We start from the raw sequence: 18177 nt of genomic DNA, 5'->3' as shown, positions 1-18177 counted from the left end.
GGAGCGTGAGTGCGGCAGGGGCCCTGTTGCTGCTCGGCGGGGCGGGAGGTGTTCTGCTGGGCATGGCCGCGGCGGGGCCCGCCCAGGCCGCCGAGGTGTCGTACGCGACCAAGTGCGTGCCGCCGGCGGCCTCCGGGCTGGAGCCCGTCAACGGTACGACCAAGGTGCGGATCACCGCGCCGGCGACGGCGAAGGTGGGTGACGAGGTCGAGGTGGTCTGGCAGTTCACGCAGGCCGCGTCCAAGAACCCGGACCTGATCGACCTCCCGGCCAACTCGGTCCAGCCGAGCGGGGTGTTGAAGGTGGCGGGGGCGCAGACGGCCGACGTCGCGATGGTGGGCCCGCGCCAGAACCCGGCGATCCCCAAGGGCGCGGCGATGATCCTGTCCGCCATGGGGGGCAAGGTGAAACTGACGACGGCGGGAGACGTGACGCTGACGCCGGACGCGTACACGATCAACGCGTTCGGGACGGACACGAAGTGCACGCCGACCGAGCCGGTGCCGTCGTCGGCGACGATCAAGGTGACGGCAGGGGACGGCGGTTCACCGTCGACGTCCACCACACCGACACCGACACCGACGGATTCCACGTCCCCGACCCCGACCCCCACCCCGACCGATTCGGACGACAGCGCGTCGCCGAGCAGCACACCGAGTCCGACGGACGACGGCCAGACGGACTTCACCGGCAAACTCGTCGAGGTCCCGTACAAGTGCGTGACGCCCATCGGCGACAAGGACGTGACGTCCCCGATTCAGATCAACGCCAAGAAGAACGGCGGGAGTTACGCCATCACGGTGCAGTTCAAGGGCTCCGTGATGAACAGCCCGGCCGACCTGCCGGCGAACTCGGTGAACCCGTCCATGGACGTCGTTCTGGGTGGCTCCGACACGGGCAAGGTCCATGTCGTGGGCCCGGCCAACACGGAGCCGATCAAGACCGGTGACGCGATGACGATCTCCGACATGACGGGCACGTACAATCCGGGCGCGACGGGTCAATCGACCCTGTCGCCAGGCGTGTTGACGGTGAGCGCCCTCGGCACGACGACCACCTGCACCCCGAAGGCGTCCATGGTCTCCCTGACCCTGGACACGGAGGAACAGGCGAGCGGCGCGTCGGGTGGTTCCTCGACGTCGGGCGGCACGACGTCCGGCTCCGGCGGTACGTCCACCAGCGGCGGCCTGGCCAACACGGGCGCCGAGAACAACGGGGCCCTGAAGGCGCTGGGCCTGGTGTCCGGCACGGTGATCCTGGCGGGCGTGGCGGTGTTCACGTTCATGCCGGGTCGGCGGCGCCTGCGCTGAACGGTGAGGTCGGGACCCCGCTCCGGAGTGTGCGGGCGGGCGGGGTCCGGCGTTCTCCCGCGCCGTTCACGTGCGGTGCGTCCAGCGGACGGGCCTGGAGCCGTACGTTCGCGTCGCTGACCGCGAGGCGTGGAGCGGTGGGCGCGGAGTCATGACGAACTCCGCCGCCCGTGGTCGTCGTGCTCCCGCAACTCCCGCTCGCAGTCGCCGACTTCGCTCGTACGTCCGGCCTCGCGAGCCGCGTCCCGCTGTGCTGTCAGTGCCTCGCACACATCGCAGGGCGGCGTCTGGGCAGGCGTGGGGGACGGGGCGGCGGTGTTCACACCGACCACCGTGCGAGGGCGGCCTCCAGCGAGCGCAGGACCTCGGGGGTCGGCGCGGCCCAGGCGCCGGACGGGGTCCAGGAGGGGGCGGGAGTGGCGCGGTGGACGGTGGTGCGGGGGCGGCGGGGGAGACGGGGGAGGGAGTTCGTCGTCATTCGGTCACTCCTCGTGTGAAGGCTCCGGCGTCAGGACTGTGAGGCACGCGGTCGCCGGATTACGGTGCGTGTTCAGGCAGGTATGACGAGCATGCCGCGTCAGTAGGTCGGAAACCGTGTGGACAGGGCCGGATGCCCACGTTCGGCGGGGCCTATTTCCCCTACGCCCTTCATCGCCCTTCGATGACACACAGTCACCATGGTCCTACGCCGGGCCGAACTCCCCGCCCGCTGAGGCACGTACGCCCGAAACGACCGCCTGGCGCCGTACTCACCCCGGATGCGGCGGCTCACGCTGCCTGCACGGCGGTTCACGGCGAGGGCGGCGGGCGACGTTCGAGGGCTACACCGAGCAGGAGCTGGCACCGCTCGGCCGGTATATGTGCCGGACGGCCGAACTGGCCCAGCGGCAGATCGAGTACCTGCGCGCCCAGGCATGAAAAAGACCTTCGGCGGAAAATGCAGCAAGATCCATGAGTGCTGCGAAAGGCCTCTTTCCTCGCGCAATGGTTCACAGCCGTAAATAGGGGGACTTGAGACATGAATCACAGGTGGCTGGGGGGAGTCGGTCGCCCATTCCAAGGTAAGAGGCGGGTTCTTGTCGTAGGGGTACAGGTTTGGCCGGTGGTGGACGGCGAGTGCCGGCCGTGCGGTCCCGCATGCCCTTGGCCGGGCGTCCGAAGGTAAGAGGCAAGAACACCTGGTCACACCCCGGGCCGCGTCCAGGGCGGTCTACCATCAGGTCATGACCCGTGTACTGCTCGCTGAGGACGACGCGTCCATCTCGGAGCCGCTGGCCCGCGCACTGCGCCGGGAAGGTTACGAGGTCGAGGTGCGCGAGGACGGCCCGACCGCGCTCGACGCCGGCATCCAGGGTGGTATCGACCTGGTCGTGCTCGACCTGGGACTGCCCGGCATGGACGGCCTCGAAGTGGCCCGCCGGCTGCGTGCCGAGGGGCTGACCGTCCCGATCCTCATCCTGACCGCGCGCGCCGACGAGGTGGACACCGTCGTCGGCCTCGACGCGGGCGCCGACGACTACGTCACCAAGCCCTTCCGGCTCGCCGAACTGCTCGCCCGCGTCCGGGCCCTGCTGCGGCGCGGCGCGTCCGAGCCGCAGCAGCCGCCCGCCACGCACGGGGTGCGTATCGACGTCGAGTCGCACCGCGCGTGGATGGGCGACGAGGAACTCCAGCTCACGGCGAAGGAGTTCGACCTGCTGCGGGTGCTCGTGCGCGACGCGGGGCGGGTCGTGACCCGCGACCAGCTGATGCGCGAGGTGTGGGACACGACGTGGTGGTCGTCGACCAAGACGCTCGACATGCACATCTCCTGGCTGCGGAAGAAGCTGGGCGACGATGCGGCGAACCCTCGGTACATCGCGACTGTCCGGGGCGTCGGTTTCCGGTTCGAGAAGAGTTAGCCGACTACGCGCGTAACCCTCCGGGGGGCTTGCGGCTGTTGTGCGGCCGCGGGCGCGTGGGGGCTGGTCGCGCAGTTCCCCGCGCCCCTGGGAGCGCCCCTGCGGGGCGCCCAGGGTCCCAGGGCGTGTTCGTCGTTTGTCAGCCATCGCCCGGAGGGGCCGTGCGTCGTCGTCTTATCCAGTCCACCCTCGCTGTCGTGCTCGTGGTGATCGCCGTGTTCGGTGTGTCGCTCGTCATCGTCGAGACGCGGACCATCAGTTCCAGCGCACAGGAACGGGTGGACTCCGAGGCCGTGCGGCTGGCCAGCATCGTGGACAGCCGGATCCTCGGTGACGAGCAGATCAACTCCAAGGTGCTGGGCGGTCTCGTCACCGGCGACCGGTACGCCGTGGTGCGCATCCCCGGCCGCGCGCCCATCGAGGTCGGGGACCAGCCCGTCGGTGACGTCATCTCCGCCGAGGAGGACGGTGAGGAGGGCGAGACCGTCCGGGTCGAGGAATCGCGCTCCTCCGTGACCCGTGAGGTCGGCCGCACCCTGCTGATCATCGGCGCCGTCGCCCTGCTCGCCGTCATCGCCGCCGTCCTGCTCGCCGTACGGCAGGCCAACCGGCTCGCCTCGCCGCTCACCGACCTCGCCGAGACCGCCGAACGCCTCGGCTCGGGAGACCCGCGCCCCCGTCACAAGCGGTACGGCGTCCCGGAGCTCGACCGGGTCGCGGATGTGCTGGACAGCTCGGCGGAACGTATCGCCCGGATGCTCACCGCCGAACGCCGGCTGGCGGCGGACGCCTCGCACCAGCTGCGTACGCCCCTCACGGCCCTCTCCATGCGCCTTGAGGAGATCACCCTCACCGACGACCCGGACACGGTGAAGGAGGAGGCCACGATCGCGCTCACGCAGGTCGAACGCCTCACGGACGTCGTCCAGCGGCTTCTCACCAACGCCCGCGACCCGCGCACCGGCTCCGCCGTCACCTTCGACCTCGACGAGGTCATCCAGCAGCAGCTCGCCGAGTGGCGCCCCGCCTCCCGCAGCGCGGGCCGGGCCATCGTCAGCTCCGGCAAACGGCATCTGCAGGCCGTCGGCACCCCGGGCGCGGTCGCACAGGTGCTGGCCGCCCTGATCGAGAACTCCCTCATGCACGGCGGGGGCACGGTCGCGCTACGCACCCGCGTCATCGGCAACCAGGCCGTGATCGAGGTCACGGACGAGGGACCCGGCGTCCCGGCCGACCTCGGCGCCCGGATCTTCGAGCGGGCGATCAGCGGCCGCAACTCCACCGGCATCGGCCTCGCCGTCGCCCGCGACCTCGCGGAGGCCGACGCGGGCCGTCTGGAGATGCTTCAGGCCCAGCCACCGGTCTTCGGCCTCTTCCTGTCCCGGACGCCGCTGAAGAAGCCACCGGGCGACGACGAGGAGCGGACGGTCAGGTAGGCGCCCTCATAGGGGCGCGGGGCCGTATCGATATGCGGCTCCGCCGCGTGGGCGCGACAAGCCACGACGGTGCCGCACCGGACCGCTCAACCCACCCGCTGACGCTGATTCCGGCGCCCGGGAATCGTCCCACCCTTGGGGAGCTCCTCCAGGAACGATTCGGCGCTGGCGACCGCCTCACGCGCCGGAAGCGTACGGAACACCCACGTACGGTACGACCAGAACCGGAACAGGGTCGCGACACCGATCCCGACGAACTTGAAGACGTTGCTCTGCAGCGGGCTGTCCAGGCCGAAACCGTACGTCGCCGCGTAGAGCACGCCGTTCTCGATGACCAGCCCGACCGCGCTGAACAGCAGGAACAGGGTCAGTTCCTTCGTACGGCCGCTCTTGTCGCGGTCCCGGTACGTGAAGTAGCGGAAGCCGACGTAGTTCGAGCAGATCGCGACGACCGTGGCGGTCACACTGGCCCGGACCACCGGGAGATCGGTCGTGCCGCGCACCAGGTTGAACACGAGCAGGTTGACGAGAAGCCCCGCCGTGCCCACCGCCCCGAACTTCGCCACCTCGGCCGCGAACTGGTCGAACCGTCGGCGTACGGCGCTCCGGGGCGGGGTATGAAGCCCGTCGGAACCGTCTTTGGAACCACGTTTGGAACCATGTTCCATGGTCTGTCGGCCCCCGTCTGTGGGATCGCAGTGTGGGATTTCGTCAACCCGGCCATGCTAACCACCCCCTATGGGGCTTGCCTGTGCGCATCGGGTCACAGGCGTGTAATCGGGCCGCGATGGCCGGGCCGATACTCTTGGCGGGTGACGTTCCCGGTAGTCGGCATGGTCGGCGGGGGGCAGCTCGCTCGTATGACACACGAGGCGGGCATCCCGCTCGGCATCAAGTTCAAGGTCCTCAGTGACACCCCGCAGGATTCCGCGGCGCAGGTGGTCGGTGATGTCGTCATCGGCGACTACCGCGACCTGGAGACGCTGCGTGCGTTCGCGCAGGGGTGCGATGTGATCACTTTCGATCACGAGCACGTCCCGACCGAGCATCTTCGGGCGCTGGAGGCGGACGGTATCCCCGTCCGCCCCGGCCCCGACGCGCTCGTGCACGCCCAGGACAAGGGCGTGATGCGAGCGAAGCTCGACGAGATCGGGGTGCCGTGCCCGCGCCATCGCATCGTGCGCGATGTCGAGGACGTGGTGGCCTTCGCGGCCGAGGGCCTTTCCGAAGGTGCCCAGGGGGACGGCTTCCCGGTCGTCCTCAAGACGGTCCGCGGCGGCTACGACGGCAAGGGCGTGTGGGTCGTCCGCTCGGCGGCGGACGCCGCCGACCCCTTCCGGGCCGGCGTGCCGGTCCTGGCCGAGGAGAAGGTCGACTTCGTACGGGAGCTGGCGGCGAACGTCGTCCGCTCCCCGCACGGCCAGGCCGTCGCGTACCCGGTCGTCGAATCCCAGCAGGTCGACGGCGTGTGCGACACGGTCATCGCCCCGGCGCCCGGCATCGCGGAGGAGCTGGCCCTCCAGGCCCAGGAACTGGCCCTGGGCATCGCCAAGGAACTCGGCGTCGTCGGCCACCTCGCCGTCGAACTGTTCGAGACCCCTGACGGTCGCATCCTGGTCAACGAACTGGCGATGCGCCCGCACAACTCGGGCCACTGGACCCAGGACGGCGCGATCACCAGCCAGTTCGCCAACCACGTCCGCGCGGTCCTCGACCTCCCGCTCGGCGACCCGCGCCCCCGCGCCAGGTGGACGGTCATGGCGAACGTCCTGGGCGGCGACTACCCCGACATGTACTCCGCGTACCTGCACTGCATGGCCCGCGACCCGCAGCTGAAGATCCACATGTACGGCAAGGACGTGAAGCCCGGCCGCAAGGTCGGCCACGTCAACACCTACGGCGACGACCTGGACGACGTGCTGGAGCGCGCCCGTCACGCAGCCGGTTACCTGAGAGGCACGATCACCGAATGAGTTCCGTCGCAGGCCCCGTCGTGGGCATCGTCATGGGTTCGGACTCCGACTGGCCCGTCATGGAGGCAGCCGCCCAGGCCCTCGACGAGTTCGAGATCGCGTACGAGGTCGACGTCGTCTCCGCGCACCGCATGCCGCACGAGATGATCGCGTACGGCGAGCACGCCGCCGAGCGCGGACTGAAGGCGATCATCGCGGGCGCGGGCGGCGCCGCCCACCTGCCCGGCATGCTGGCCTCGGTGACCCCGCTCCCGGTGATCGGTGTCCCCGTCCCCCTCAAGTACCTCGACGGCATGGACTCGTTGCTGTCGATCGTCCAGATGCCGGCGGGCGTACCGGTCGCCACCGTCTCGGTCGGCGGCGCGCGCAACGCGGGCCTCCTGGCGGCGCGCATCCTGGCCTCGCACGACGAGGAACTCCTCGGCCGGATGCGGGAGTTCCAGCAGGAACTGAACGACCAGGCCACCGAGAAGGGCAAGCGGCTGCGCGCCAAGGTCGAGAGCGGCGCGGGCGGCGGCGGCTTCGGTTTCGGGAAGTGACGTCCGTGAGCTCACTGGAGCGGGCCCGGGAACTGCTGCGTGAGTTCCCGGTCGTCGACGGCCACAACGACCTTCCGTGGGCGCTGCGCGAGCAGGTCCGCTACGACCTCGACGCCCGCGACATCGCCACCGCCCAGAACACCCACCTGCACACCGACATCCCGCGCCTTCGCGAGGGCGGGGTCGGTGCGCAGTACTGGTCGGTGTACGTCCGCCCCGACCTGCCGGACGCGGTGCCCGCGACTCTCGAACAGATCGACTGCGTACGCCAGTTGATCGCGCGGTACGAGGATGATCTGCGGCCCGCGCTGACGGCCGCCGACATGGAGGCGGGCCGGCGTGAGGGCCGTATCGCCTCCCTCATGGGCGCCGAGGGCGGTCACTCGATCGCCAACTCTCTCGGCACCCTGCGGGGGTTGTACGCGCTGGGCGTGCGCTACATGACCCTCACCCACAACGACAACGTGGCGTGGGCGGACTCGGCGACGGACGAGCCGCGCGTCGGCGGTCTGTCGGAGTTCGGCCGCGAGGTGGTCCGGGAGATGAACCGCCTCGGCATGCTGGTCGACCTCTCGCATGTCGCCGCGACGACGATGCGGCACGCGCTGGACACGTCCGTCGCGCCGGTGATCTTCTCCCACTCCTCCTCGCGCGCGGTGTGCGACCACCCGCGCAACATCCCCGACGACGTACTGGAACGCCTGCCCGTCAACGGCGGGATGGCGATGGTGACGTTCGTACCGAAGTTCGTGCTCCAGGCCGCCGTCGACTGGACGGCCGCAGCGGACGACAACATGCGCGCCCACGGCTTCCACCATCTCGCCACGACCCCCGAGGCGATGAAGGTCCACCGGTCCTTCGAGGAGACCAACCCGCGCCCGGTCGCCACGGCCGCGACGGTCGCCGACCACCTGGACCACATGCGCGAGGTGGCCGGAATCGACCACCTGGGCATCGGCGGCGACTACGACGGCACGGCGTTCACCCCGGACGGGCTGTCGGACGTCTCCGGCTACCCGAACCTGATCGCGGAGCTGCTGGACCGGGGCTGGTCGAAGGGTGATCTTGCCAAGCTGACCTGGGGGAACGCGGTGCGGGTGCTGGGGGCTGCGGAGGATGTGGCACGGGAGGTACGGGAGGGGCGTGGGCCTTCCAACGCCACGCTGGAGCAACTGGACGGGTGAGGGGCGCCCGGACCCCCAGAACGCGCCAGAGGGGCGACCGTCTGTTGAACCGTGGCCACAACGGGTAAGAACCGTAGGCGCGTTCAGCGTTGCTCGGAGCGGGGCGAGATATCGAGGGGGCTGCGTTGGCCGGGGATCGGGGTGCGATTGTCTGGCGGAAGAGCAGCTACAGCGGCACTGATGATCAGGACTGCTGTGAGGTTGCCAGAGTGCCCGGGGTGGTTCGCGTCCGCGATTCCAAACGGCCGGACGGCGCGCCGGTGAGCTTCACAGCGGATGCCTGGCGGGTGGCGAAGACTCTGTTCCTCGCCCCGGATGTTACAGATCGGGACAAAGTGTAACTTCGAGTGGTGCGAACTGAGCACGGGATGTGAGATGAGCGGCGAACGCCGAGGGCAGACGGTGGCCAGGAATCCCGGGCTGGCCGGATACTGCGTGGTGACGGGCATGCTCGCCATGGCTGCCGGCGCGGGCGTCTCTCTGCTGGGCGGAAGCCTGTGGGTGCGGCTCGTGATGTGGCTGGCGGTGCTGGTCGCGGTGTCCGCCGCCGCGGGCTGGTGGTGGGTGCGCTCACCGGCTACGGCCCGCCACTGGACGGTGGACCTCCTCGTCCGTCCAGCAGCGAGGACTGCACCGCACCGAAGGCCATGACGAACGCCCAGATCGTGAGCGGGCCACCGCCGAAGGCGACGACAAGGCAGAACCACGGCGGTACGCCCATTCCGATGCCGGCGAAGGCCACGAGGGTGAGGGTGACCGAGGAGAACACGACCAGGGCGGCGAGGTTGCGCAGAAGCTTGATCGTGACGTCGACATCCACCTTCCCGCGCTGAGGCCCGGGCGGATACGGGTACGTCTCGTCCGATTCACCGGCAGCGGCTCCCGACTGCAGGAAGATGTTGTAGTCGGGCTCAGCGCGGCGCGAGCGGCGGGGGCCCAGCTCCGGTCCCTTGCGCTCGTCGTCGCTTGTCATGACGTCCCCCGGGCCTCAGTGCACGCTGACTGGACGTCAGGGGGTGCGGTGGAAGTTTTCGATGAGGTCGTCGAACAGTGCCATCGTGCTCTCCTCGTCGAGCGCCTTGTTCTGCAGGTCTTCGAAGCACTCCTGGTAGCGGGCGACCTTCTCCCGGTCGTCCCGGTTGGTGAGAACGCCGCCGGGTCCGGAGAGGTACAGGACGTCCTCGTCGTCATGGAAGCCCAGGAGGATGAAACTGCTGTCCATGCTGTCGTGGGCGCCGGCCGTGAAGGGCAGGACCCGCAGTTTGGTCTGGTCTCCGGACGCGAGCCTCTTGAGGTGGGCCAACTGACGGCGCATTACCCCGGGACCGCCGATCTGGCGGCGCAGCGCGGACTCGTCCAGAATCATCTCGACCTTGGGACCGCCGTCCTGGAAGACCCTTTCCTGTCGGGCCAGCCTCATGTCGATGAGGCGCCTGGCCCGGGGAGTCGGCTCACTGACCTCCCAGAGGGCGGTGATGTAGTCCGTGATCTGCAGCTGGCCCGGGATGAGACTCGGGTGGTAGCTCCGGATGAGGTTCGTCGCGCTCTCGTAGCCCAGGTACTGGGAGAAGGGCTGGCTGATGACGTCGTTGTACTCGGACCACCAGGACTGACCCTTGCTGCCCCGGGCCGCGTCTTCCAACTCCGCGACGGCATCGGGGTCGTTCACGCCGTATTCGATGAGCATCGCGCGCAGATCCGTGACGGACAGACTGACCGTGCCCGCCTCGATGCGGATCAGCTTGGACAGCGACCACTCCAGCGCGTCGGCCGCGTCCCGCTGCGTCAGACCGCGCTTGTCGCGGGCTGATTTCAGCGCCAGTCGCAGCTTGCGGCGATTGAGACTCGGGTCCACGGCCGTGGGCATGATGCTCCTAAGGATCTTGACAGCGGCGGTTGGGCACTGGTCGTGCCGAAACTTCGCCATCGTAGTAGGTCGACTCGCGTCACTCCCAATCGCGATAGGCCAACAGATGTAAGCCTCTGGCTGTCGTCAAATTGGGCTTACCCGAACGACACATGTCTAATCGACGGGAGCTGTTCGAGGGCGGCGAAGTTGCGTAGGTCACACACGCGTGTGGGTCTGCTGCGGCGGACGAGGTGAGTTGTGTCTTCTGTGGCGTCGGCCGGAACGCTTTCCGTCGTGCGCCCCACCGTGCGCCGAGCGCGCGCACACTCCCGAGCCCGGCGTACCCCCGAACGCCCCACCCACCAGGAAGCCCCCTCGCCCCCGTGCGACGGTGACCGTATTGCGATCACGAGGTAGATCACGACGTACGGGAGCCCGTCATGGCCGACCTGCAGGACGAACTGCGCACCACAGCCGAGGTCGGGAAACCCGACCCGTCGGCCGCCACGCCCGTCCCCGCGCCGGAGTCCGACGAGCACCCCGACGAGCACCCCGACGAGCCACCCGGCGACGCCACGGACGCGGAGCTCGCGCTCGCCCTCCTCCGCGACCCGGACGCCGATCCCCTCGACCGCGCCCACGCCCTCCTCGCCGCGAACCCCGTCGCCGACGGCTACAGCGGGCTGCCCTGGGCGTTGCGCCACCTGCCCTGGTACGACCTGGAGCTCGGTGAGAGCGCCGTCGACACCGACGTGCCCCGGATGCGACGCGGCCACGTTGGCGCACTGTTCTGGGCGCTGCACCTGCCGGAGGGCCTCGCCGGTGACCGTGCCGTGGGCGCCACCCTGGAACAGCTCGACCTGGTCAAGACGGTGGCCCGGAGCCACCCCGAGGGCCTGCGGCTCACCGGCACCGCCGGGCAGGTCACCGACGCGCGCAACTGCGGTCGGGTCGCCGTCGTCCTCGGGCCCGCCGCCGCGGCCGCCCTCGACGACTCGATCGGCATCCTGCGAGTCCTGCACTCCCTGGGCCTGCGCGTGCTCACCCTCGCCGGGACGTCCTGGGCGAGCGAGGCCGGGCTGACCCGGTTCGGCGAGGAGGTGGTCCGCGAGATGAACCGGCTCGGCGTGCTGGCCGACCTCTCGGGCGCCTCCCCGGCCACCATCAGCCGTGCCGTGACGATCTCCAAGGCGCCGGTCCTGTGCACCCGCTCCGCCGCCCGCGCCCTGCGTCCCCACCCCGCCAACCTCCCCGACGCGACGCTCGCCGAGCTGGGCGCGGCCAGAGGCCTGTGCCTGGTGCCGCTGACGGCGGAGCAGGCCGGGCCGTCCGTCCGTGACGTCGCCGACCATCTCGACCACGTCCGTGCGGTGGCGGGCCCGGAGTGTGTCGGGCTGTCCGGCACCTACGACGCCGGCAGCGCACACCCGCAGGAACTCGGCGACGCCTCCTGCTACCCGAACCTGATCGCCGAACTCCTGCGCCGAGGCTGGACCGAGCCCGACCTCACCCTTCTCACCTGGGGGAACGTCCAACGCGTGCTGCGCAGCGCCGACTTCACGGCCAAGGCGGCCCAGCAGCGCCGCGAGCCGTCGACGGCACGGATCGCGGAGCTGGACGGCTGACCTGCCTCAGTGGTTCGCGGGATTCAGGCGTGCTCGACCCGGCAGAGGCAGAACGGATGCCCCGCCGGATCGGCGTACACACGGAAGTCCCGCTTGCCGTCCTGGTCGTCCGAATCCAGCGGGCGGGCGCCCAGCGCGAGGACCGCCTCCTCGGCCGTGTCCAGCTCCGCCCAGGTGGAGCCGGCGTCCAGGTCGAGATGGAACTGCTGGGAGCCGTGGTCGGCCCGCGGCCACTCGGGCGGGGAGTACCCGGGCGCCTGCTGGAAGGCGAGGCGCGGGCCGCCGGGAACCTGGAGGACGACCCACTCGGGGTCCTCGTCCGCGGGCGTACCCCCGACGACCCGGGCGTAGAAGCGGGCCAGCGCGCGCGGCTCGGGACAGTCGACGACGACGGTACGGAAACGGGCTATGGGTGTCATGGGTTCCTCCGGTCGTTACGGCTGATGCGCCCTTGAGGGCTGTTCATCCCGCGCAGAGGCAGAACGGGTGCCCGGCCGGGTCCGCGTAAACCCTGAACGAGCGGTCCCGGTCCTCCGTGTCCAGCGGCTTCGCGCCCAGCGCGAGCACCTCCCGCTCGGCCGCGTCCAGGTCGGCCACGGTCACGTCCAGATGGAACTGCTGCGAGGCGTCGGTGGACGGCCACTGCGGGGGTACGTGGCCGGGAGCGGCCTGGAAGGCCAGCTGCGGCCCGTCCGGGATCCGCAGGTCGACCCAGTCCTCCTCGACCTCGGGTGTGCCGCCCAGCAGCCCGGCGTAGAAGGCGGCGAGGGCGCCGGGGTCCGGACAGTCCAGGACGACACTGTCGAACTTGGCGATGGCCATGGATTCCTCCGTTGTCACCTGTTGACGGTTACCCGTTGATGGGCTTCATACGGTAACGGTTACCGGATGCCCCCGCATAGGAGGTAACGCGAGGAGGTACCGTCGCCGGTATGAGCGAGATCGGGTCCGCGCCCGGAGGGCTGGCCCTCGTGGAGGCACTGGTGAACACCAGAGGCCTGGAATCGGGCCGGGACGCGCTGAACGCCGCCGAGGGGCGTGCCGCGTTCGGCATCGCGGAGATCACCGAACGGGAACTGGCCGCCGTCAAGGAACTGCGCGAGTCCCTGCGTGCCGTCTGCCTCGCGCACGCCGGGCATCCACCGCACGAGGCCGTCACACCCCTGGGCCAACTGCTGTCCCGCGCCCCGCTGTTGGTGACCGTCGACGAACGGGACGGCTCGGCCCGCCTGACCGCCGCCGAGGAGGGCCCGCTGCTCTCCCGCGTGGCGGCGGCCGTCGCCGAGGCGCTCACCGACGGCACCTGGCTGCGCCTCAAGGCCTGCGAACTGCCCGAGTGCCACTGGGCGTACTACGACCGCAGCCCCGCCCAGCGCCGGCGCTGGTGCTCCATGGCGGGGTGCGGGGCACGCGCGAAGATGCGGCGGTACCGCGCCAAGTAGGCTGCCGGGCGCAGGAGTTGGTCACGCGCCGATGGAACGGAGCCCCCTGCCGTGCCCGAGCGTCACCAAGGGCGCGAGCCCGGCGCGAGCGCGAGAGATCCGTGATGTCGTCGTCCACGACAGCGCCGACCCCGAGGTGATCACCGTCGAGCAGGTGGTCACCGGGACTACGCGACGGGTCGCCTGCCGGCCGTCGTCACGAGCCTCGGTGACCGCTCCTAGGCGTCGGCTTCGCCCCTCTCGCGCGGAGCGGCGGCCCGCGACCCCACCAGCAGCAGGCACAGGACGGCGGTCCCGGCGACGATCCCCGTCAGGAGGAGCAACGGGTCCAGTGGCCGTGCCGAGCCGACGGCGGCGGCGGACTGAGCCTGGGGAGCCGCCTCGGTGACCGGCGAGGCGGCTGGTGCTGTTGGTGCCGGGGAGGCCCGGCCGGGGGCTTTCGGCGCCGCTGCCGAGGCCGTGACCGGAGCTGTGTGTGTCGATGTGCGGCCGGTCGATGCCGTCGACTGGGTCATACCGGTCCCGGTCCCGGTCCCGGGCCCAGCCCCCGCCCCGGTCCCGTGGTGCTCCGATCCCGAGCCCGAGGTGGGTTCCGTGTGCGTGTGGGAGTGCGTCGGGGCCGCCGATGGCGCGGGCGCCGCCGCCTGTACCGCGATTCCGGCCGTCATGTTCGGATGGACGGTGCAGTAGTAGGCGTACGAACCCGCTGTCGTGAAGGTGAAGCTCCAGCTTTCGCCCTTGTTCAGCATGGGGGAGTGGATCTGGACCGGGCCCGAGGTGGTCTTCACGTCGTGCGGGGCCGTGTCCTGGTTGGTCCAGGTCACCGTGGAGCCGGCGGGGACGCTGAGGGTCGCCGGGGCGAAGGCGTACCCCTGCATGGTGACCCGGTAGGTGGCCGCCGATGCCTGCCCGGGCGCGGCCGACAGAAGTGCGACGAGGGCGAGTACGGCGAGTACGACGCGGAGGGCGGCCCGGTACAGCGGCTGGACCGGCCTCCCTGCCGTACTCACGCGAACTCCGCGGCGACCAGGAGCCGCAGCCGTGTCGCCGGGCGTGGCAGACGGCCGGCCCGGAAACCGGTCGCGCGGCGCAGCAGCCGGTAGGGCAGCCGGGCGGTGCCCACGACGAGCAGGCGGTCGTCGGCGCGCTCGACGACCCGGAGGCGCAGCAGGGCGGGGAAGCGGACTCCGCGCAGGTGCAGATCGCCGGTGAGCTGCAACTGCCTTCCGCCGCGCAGGAGTTCGACGGTGTCGGAGGTGAGGAGGGTGGGGGCGCCGTCCGTCCGGTCGAGGCCCTCGAACTCGAAGCGGAGGGTGGGGGTGGCGGCGGGGGCGGGGTGTTGGGGCTCGGTGGGATCGTCGGGCACGGTCAGGGCGGCGCCGGAGAGGGTGACGCGTCGGCGGTGGGTGGGGAACGGGCCGTACCAGGTGGTGAGTTCGACCAGTGAGCGGTCGGGGGCCACGGCGTACCGGCCGGGGCGTGGCAGTACGGCGGCGATGGCTGTGGCGGTGGGCAGGGTGACGGTTGTCATCCCGGGTCTCCTTGAAAGCGGTTCCCGAAGTGTGGCGGGGGTGTGGAGAATGAGGCGGGCGCCGGTCCGGCCGACTGAGCCTCGGCCGGACCGGCGTCCTTCCTCGGGGGCGAACCGTCAGCAGCTGCCGGTGAGGAAGTCCTCGGTGGGTGCGAGCAGGTGCTCGGCCCAGACCGTGTGCATCTTGGCGTAGCTGTCGACGTCGAGCAGATCGGTGATCTGCTGCCCGGGCGACTCCTCCAGGTGTGCCTTGTTGATGTGGTTCAGCAGGACACTGAGCGTTTCGTCGACAACCGTTCCGCCGCCGTTGACGGCGGGCGTCAGGATCGTCTCGATCCACACCGTGTGCAGCTTGATGTACGAGTCCAGCGCGAGCGCGTCCTGCACCTGCTGGCCCGGAGACCGCTCCAGGTGCGCGGCGTTGATGTGCTGGAGGATCGGCAGGAGCACGTCCTGGACGCTGGCGCACTGCTCACCGCTGCCGTCGCCGCCCCCGGAACCGCCGGTGCTGCCACCGGACGAGCCGCCCGAGGTGCTGCCGCCGGTGCCGCTACTGCCACCGGTGCTGCCGCCGCCGCTCGAACCCGAGCCGCCCGTCGAGCCGCCCGTCGACCCGCCCGACGTACCGCCGGTGGAGCCACCTGAGGACCCGCCGGTGGAGCCACCCGAGGAGCCACCCGAGGAGCCACCCGTGGACCCGCCTGTCGAACCACCGGTCGAACCACCGGTCGAACCACCGGTCGAACCGCCCGTCGAGCCGCTGTCGTCCGCGACGACCTTCACCGATCCGACCATGTCCGGGTGGACCGCGCAGTAGTACTCGTACGTCCCCGCCGTGGTGAAGGTGTACGACCAGGAGTCGCCCTGCGCGAGCGTGCCCGAGTCGAACTTCTTCGGGCCCTTGGTGGTGGTGACCGTGTGCGGGACGCTGTCGTGGTTCGTCCAGCGCACGGTCTCGCCGACCTTGACGACCAGTTGCGCGCCGTCGCCGAACTTGTAGTTCATGATGTCGACCTGGTGGTCGGGTGCCGCCGCGACGGCCGGCTGTACCTCGGCGGCCGCGGCCGCCACGGCTGCGGGCGCCTGAGCCGCGCCCGCTGCCGAGTCCGAGGTGGGGGTCGTGGTGCTGCCGGAGGCCGCCTGGAGCAGTCCCAGACTGAGCACGGCGGCGAAGGCCGCGCCGAGCCCCGCGATCAATAGGGACCGGTTCCCGGCGGGCGACCCGCGGCGCGGTGCGCGCTCGCCGGCCCCACCGGTTTCGTCGGTGCGTTTCAAAGCAACTCCTAGATTTTCAGGGGGAGTTCACTGGCCGGGATCGGCAGTGACCAGCAGACTCGTCACGGCGAGTACGACGAGGACGAGCCCCGTCTCGGCCGCGACCGAGTAACCGAAGGGCCGCACGGTGGCGGCGTCGCCGCGCAGCAGCACGGCGAGATCGAGGCGGGTGCGCACCCACTGACGGCTGCCCTGGGCGGCCACCAGGACGGTCCCGAGGACGGCGGTCTTGACCAGCAGCAGGTGCCCGTACGAGGTGTGCAGCAGGGCGTCGTACGACCCCACGACCTGCCAGGCGAGCACCAGCCCGGCGCCGACGATCGCGGCGACCGAGACGGCGGCGAGCCGCGAGTAACCGGGCACCACCGACGCCAGTTCGACGGGCCGGCGGCGCGGCAGCACGGCCACCGTCAGCATGACCAGGCCGCCGATCCACAGTGCGGCCCCGAGCAGATGGACGAGGTCGGCGACGGCGCCCCAGGCCGGCTCGCTGCCCTCGGAGCTGTGCCCTCGCATACCGGTGGTCCGCAGCAGCCCGAGAGCCACCGCGAGGGCGCCCACGCGCCAGCCGGGTGAGCGCGAGGTACTGGCCCCGCCCTGCAGCAGCGCGCTCAGCACCACAGCCGCGAGCACCCACAGCAGACCGCGCGCGGCGAGCGCGACACCGGGCTCGGTGGTGAGCACCTCGGTGTACGAGGCCGGGCGCAGCGCGTCCCGCAGACCGCCGAAGGAGACGTAGGCGCCCTGGAGCCCGATGCCCGCGACCGTCGACACCAGCCCGCACACCCACGCCAGCGAGAGCAGCGCCCGCGCCCGGGGTGTCTCCGCGCCGCGCGGCCACAGCAGCGCGACGAAGGCGAGCCCGCCGACGAACACGGCCAGCGCGAGATACCCGGCCCAGCGAGCGGCGACGAGGCCCTTCCGCACCAGGGGCGAGGGGGTGGGCGCGGTGGCCTCGTCGCCGCGGTCCGGGGCGCCCTGGGGGCTCTGGGCGCCATGGGCGGCCGCGGTGCCAGCCGTCGTGCCGATGGTGAAGGAGAGCCGGCCGGAGGAGGCGTGGCCGTCCTCCATGTCGACGACGGACCAGACGACGAAGAGCGTGCCGTTCGCCGGTCCAGCGGTGGCTATCCGCACGGTGTCGTCGCCGCCGTGCGGTGGGCGGGTCACCGGGAGCCGGTCGCCGTCGGGGGTCATGGCGCGGACGTCGGTGAGGTCGACGGGCTCGTCGAAGGTGAGGACGAGGTGGTCGGGGGCCTTCGCGAGCCGTGCGCCGTTCTTCGGGGTGGAGCTGACCAGCTCGGTGTGGGCCGCGGCCGGGGGCGCCCCGACCAGGCCGTAGATGAGGGCGCCGAGGAGGAGAGGGAAGAGGACGCGGAGGGTACGGCCGCGGGTCACGGCGTGACCTCCGGCAGCGGGGACGCGGAGGGGGAGACGGAGGGGACGGAGCCGCCGAGCAGGCCGGAGAGAGGAGCGAGTCCGATGCACGGGGCGGCCGTCGGGTCGGGGGTCTCGTCGACGTCCGTACCAGTGGCGTCCGTGCCGCCGAGGAGGCCGAACAAGGGCTGGGTGATGCCGGTGAGGAGCGGTGCCACGAGCCTTACCTCGCCGTCGGCGCAGCTGCCGTCGTCGGTGGGCGGCTCGGAGCCGGAGGGGGTCGGGGAAGGGGCGGGGGCGGGCGAGGTGCCGGAGGGAGGGGTGGGCGTCGGGGTGGGTGAGGTGCCGGGCCCGGCATGGCCCGTGTGACCCGGGGTGCCGGCCCCGGCCCCGGAGCCGGAGCCGGTGCCCGTGTCGCCGCCGTACACCGGCAACTCCCCGGTGCCCGCCGGTACTTGGCCCGTCCAGCCGCCGCTCGTGCCGCCGCCCGTGTCCCCGCCCGGCGCTTGCATGCCGGAGTCGCCCGGGGCGGCGGCCGGGGGTGCCGTCGCCACGGGCGGCGCCGGCGGGGGAGCGGCGGCCTCGGCGGCGCCGGAGGCGGTGGTCGCGCCGATGCCCGACGCGTAGCCGAGCACGATCACCACCGCCCCGACGAGAGCCCCCGCGACGAACTCGTCGCGGTGGTCACCCGGCCTACGGAACAAGGGCATGAGCACTCTCCTGGCATGGTCCGGTCAT

21 protein-coding genes are annotated in these 18177 nt (G+C 71.1%); 9 read left to right on the top strand and 12 right to left on the bottom strand.

Translation table 11 applies throughout. The features are described 5' to 3' along the window. Nucleotides 1–62 precede the first annotated feature (62 nt). A complete protein-coding gene (locus QA861_RS17555) occupies nt 63–1310 on the top strand; it encodes a hypothetical protein (RefSeq protein ID WP_443041561.1) in 1248 nt (415 codons plus the stop codon). A 149-nt stretch (nt 1311–1459) separates the two neighbouring features. On the opposite strand, the gene QA861_RS17550 is transcribed toward QA861_RS17555, so the two are convergent. Further along, a complete protein-coding gene (locus QA861_RS17550) occupies nt 1460–1633 on the bottom strand; it encodes a hypothetical protein (protein WP_334589261.1) in 174 nt (57 codons plus the stop codon). Next, nucleotides 1630–1788 (bottom strand): hypothetical protein, encoded by a 159-nt coding sequence (locus QA861_RS17545; protein ID WP_334589260.1) that lies wholly within the window; start codon nt 1786–1788, stop codon nt 1630–1632. The genes QA861_RS17550 and QA861_RS17545 overlap by 4 nt, the downstream gene beginning before the upstream one ends. 745 nt (nt 1789–2533) lie before the next feature. Here QA861_RS17545 and QA861_RS17540 point away from each other — a divergent pair. Together QA861_RS17540 and QA861_RS17535 are read left to right on the top strand one after the other, a co-directional pair. Continuing rightward, a complete protein-coding gene (locus QA861_RS17540) occupies nt 2534–3211 on the top strand; it encodes a response regulator transcription factor (protein ID WP_006383781.1) in 678 nt (225 codons plus the stop codon). Nucleotides 3212–3372: 161 nt separating this feature from the next. Continuing rightward, nucleotides 3373–4647: a sensor histidine kinase gene (locus tag QA861_RS17535; RefSeq protein ID WP_334589259.1), complete on the top strand. Its 1275-nt coding sequence runs from the start codon at nt 3373–3375 to the stop codon at nt 4645–4647. A gap of 86 nt (nt 4648–4733) precedes the next feature. On the opposite strand, the gene QA861_RS17530 is transcribed toward QA861_RS17535, so the two are convergent. Next, a complete protein-coding gene (locus QA861_RS17530; RefSeq protein ID WP_334589258.1) occupies nt 4734–5315 on the bottom strand; it encodes a GtrA family protein in 582 nt (193 codons plus the stop codon). A 144-nt stretch (nt 5316–5459) separates the two neighbouring features. On the opposite strand from QA861_RS17530, the gene QA861_RS17525 reads away from it, so the two are divergent. From QA861_RS17525 to QA861_RS17510, 4 genes are all read left to right on the top strand, one after another. Next, the gene (locus QA861_RS17525) at nt 5460–6620 is read left to right on the top strand and encodes a 5-(carboxyamino)imidazole ribonucleotide synthase (protein ID WP_334589257.1); all 1161 of its coding nucleotides are present in this window, start codon (nt 5460–5462) and stop codon (nt 6618–6620) included. Beyond that, nucleotides 6617–7159 carry a 5-(carboxyamino)imidazole ribonucleotide mutase gene (gene purE, locus QA861_RS17520; RefSeq protein ID WP_334589256.1) on the top strand — a complete coding sequence of 181 codons (543 nt, stop codon included), beginning with the start codon at nt 6617–6619 and terminating at the stop codon, nt 7157–7159. Before QA861_RS17525 ends, purE begins: the two co-directional genes overlap by 4 nt. Nucleotides 7160–7164: 5 nt before the next feature. Then, nucleotides 7165–8343 carry a dipeptidase gene (locus tag QA861_RS17515; protein ID WP_443041502.1) on the top strand — a complete coding sequence of 393 codons (1179 nt, stop codon included), beginning with the start codon at nt 7165–7167 and terminating at the stop codon, nt 8341–8343. 89 nt (nt 8344–8432) lie between these two features. Continuing rightward, nucleotides 8433–8684, top strand: coding sequence for a DUF397 domain-containing protein (locus QA861_RS17510; protein ID WP_334589254.1), 252 nt, complete (start codon nt 8433–8435; stop codon nt 8682–8684). Nucleotides 8685–8920: 236 nt separating this feature from the next. Here QA861_RS17510 and QA861_RS17505 read toward each other — a convergent pair whose 3' ends face one another. Both QA861_RS17505 and QA861_RS17500 read right to left on the bottom strand, forming a co-directional pair. Next, the gene (locus tag QA861_RS17505; RefSeq protein WP_334589253.1) at nt 8921–9316 is read right to left on the bottom strand and encodes a hypothetical protein; all 396 of its coding nucleotides are present in this window, start codon (nt 9314–9316) and stop codon (nt 8921–8923) included. A 36-nt stretch (nt 9317–9352) separates the two neighbouring features. Then, complete coding sequence (locus QA861_RS17500) at nt 9353–10210, bottom strand: helix-turn-helix domain-containing protein (protein WP_334589252.1); 858 nt, start codon at nt 10208–10210, stop codon at nt 9353–9355. 422 nt (nt 10211–10632) lie between these two features. On the opposite strand from QA861_RS17500, the gene QA861_RS17495 reads away from it, so the two are divergent. Further along, the gene (locus QA861_RS17495; RefSeq protein WP_334589251.1) at nt 10633–11817 is read left to right on the top strand and encodes a dipeptidase; all 1185 of its coding nucleotides are present in this window, start codon (nt 10633–10635) and stop codon (nt 11815–11817) included. Between the two features lie 23 nt (nt 11818–11840). Here QA861_RS17495 and QA861_RS17490 read toward each other — a convergent pair whose 3' ends face one another. Together QA861_RS17490 and QA861_RS17485 are read right to left on the bottom strand one after the other, a co-directional pair. Continuing rightward, nucleotides 11841–12236 (bottom strand): VOC family protein, encoded by a 396-nt coding sequence (locus QA861_RS17490; RefSeq protein ID WP_334589250.1) that lies wholly within the window; start codon nt 12234–12236, stop codon nt 11841–11843. Between the two features lie 43 nt (nt 12237–12279). Next, nucleotides 12280–12639 carry a VOC family protein gene (locus tag QA861_RS17485; RefSeq protein WP_334589249.1) on the bottom strand — a complete coding sequence of 120 codons (360 nt, stop codon included), beginning with the start codon at nt 12637–12639 and terminating at the stop codon, nt 12280–12282. A gap of 110 nt (nt 12640–12749) precedes the next feature. On the opposite strand from QA861_RS17485, the gene QA861_RS17480 reads away from it, so the two are divergent. Further along, nucleotides 12750–13259 (top strand): CGNR zinc finger domain-containing protein, encoded by a 510-nt coding sequence (locus QA861_RS17480; protein WP_334589248.1) that lies wholly within the window; start codon nt 12750–12752, stop codon nt 13257–13259. Nucleotides 13260–13477: 218 nt separating this feature from the next. Here QA861_RS17480 and QA861_RS17475 read toward each other — a convergent pair whose 3' ends face one another. From QA861_RS17475 to QA861_RS17455, 5 genes are all read right to left on the bottom strand, one after another. Continuing rightward, nucleotides 13478–14269: a cupredoxin domain-containing protein gene (locus QA861_RS17475; RefSeq protein ID WP_334589247.1), complete on the bottom strand. Its 792-nt coding sequence runs from the start codon at nt 14267–14269 to the stop codon at nt 13478–13480. Continuing rightward, nucleotides 14266–14790, bottom strand: a complete 525-nt coding sequence (locus QA861_RS17470) for a hypothetical protein (RefSeq protein ID WP_334589246.1) — start codon at nt 14788–14790, stop codon at nt 14266–14268. The genes QA861_RS17475 and QA861_RS17470 overlap by 4 nt, the downstream gene beginning before the upstream one ends. Nucleotides 14791–14907: 117 nt before the next feature. Then, nucleotides 14908–16065 carry a cupredoxin domain-containing protein gene (locus tag QA861_RS17465; protein WP_334589245.1) on the bottom strand — a complete coding sequence of 386 codons (1158 nt, stop codon included), beginning with the start codon at nt 16063–16065 and terminating at the stop codon, nt 14908–14910. Nucleotides 16066–16092: 27 nt separating this feature from the next. Then, nucleotides 16093–17460 carry a copper resistance CopC/CopD family protein gene (locus QA861_RS17460; protein WP_334589244.1) on the bottom strand — a complete coding sequence of 456 codons (1368 nt, stop codon included), beginning with the start codon at nt 17458–17460 and terminating at the stop codon, nt 16093–16095. Continuing rightward, entirely contained in the window at nt 17457–18149 is a 693-nt protein-coding gene (locus tag QA861_RS17455; protein ID WP_334589242.1) for a hypothetical protein, read from the bottom strand. The genes QA861_RS17460 and QA861_RS17455 overlap by 4 nt, the downstream gene beginning before the upstream one ends. Nucleotides 18150–18177: the final 28 nt, after the last annotated feature.

It is taken from the genome of Streptomyces sp. B21-083 (assembly GCF_036898825.1).
Taxonomy (GTDB): Bacteria; Actinomycetota; Actinomycetes; order Streptomycetales; family Streptomycetaceae; genus Streptomyces.
This window is presented reverse-complemented; position numbering and strand designations above follow the sequence as displayed.

What these genes read in the sequence shown, in the direction of transcription:
- QA861_RS17555 (WP_443041561.1), top strand. Translation starts at nt 63, where the DNA reads ATGGCCGCGGCGGGGCCCGCCCAGGCCGCCGAGGTGTCGTACGCGACC.
- QA861_RS17545 (WP_334589260.1), bottom strand. Translation starts at nt 1,788, where the DNA reads ATGACGACGAACTCCCTCCCCCGTCTCCCCCGCCGCCCCCGCACCACC.
- QA861_RS17540 (WP_006383781.1), top strand. Translation starts at nt 2,534, where the DNA reads ATGACCCGTGTACTGCTCGCTGAGGACGACGCGTCCATCTCGGAGCCG.
- QA861_RS17530 (WP_334589258.1), bottom strand. Translation starts at nt 5,315, where the DNA reads ATGGAACATGGTTCCAAACGTGGTTCCAAAGACGGTTCCGACGGGCTT.
- purE (WP_334589256.1), top strand. Translation starts at nt 6,617, where the DNA reads ATGAGTTCCGTCGCAGGCCCCGTCGTGGGCATCGTCATGGGTTCGGAC.
- QA861_RS17505 (WP_334589253.1), bottom strand. Translation starts at nt 9,316, where the DNA reads ATGACAAGCGACGACGAGCGCAAGGGACCGGAGCTGGGCCCCCGCCGC.
- QA861_RS17500 (WP_334589252.1), bottom strand. Translation starts at nt 10,210, where the DNA reads ATGCCCACGGCCGTGGACCCGAGTCTCAATCGCCGCAAGCTGCGACTG.
- QA861_RS17495 (WP_334589251.1), top strand. Translation starts at nt 10,633, where the DNA reads ATGGCCGACCTGCAGGACGAACTGCGCACCACAGCCGAGGTCGGGAAA.
- QA861_RS17490 (WP_334589250.1), bottom strand. Translation starts at nt 12,236, where the DNA reads ATGACACCCATAGCCCGTTTCCGTACCGTCGTCGTCGACTGTCCCGAG.
- QA861_RS17485 (WP_334589249.1), bottom strand. Translation starts at nt 12,639, where the DNA reads ATGGCCATCGCCAAGTTCGACAGTGTCGTCCTGGACTGTCCGGACCCC.
- QA861_RS17480 (WP_334589248.1), top strand. Translation starts at nt 12,750, where the DNA reads ATGAGCGAGATCGGGTCCGCGCCCGGAGGGCTGGCCCTCGTGGAGGCA.
- QA861_RS17470 (WP_334589246.1), bottom strand. Translation starts at nt 14,790, where the DNA reads ATGACAACCGTCACCCTGCCCACCGCCACAGCCATCGCCGCCGTACTG.
- QA861_RS17455 (WP_334589242.1), bottom strand. Translation starts at nt 18,149, where the DNA reads ATGCCCTTGTTCCGTAGGCCGGGTGACCACCGCGACGAGTTCGTCGCG.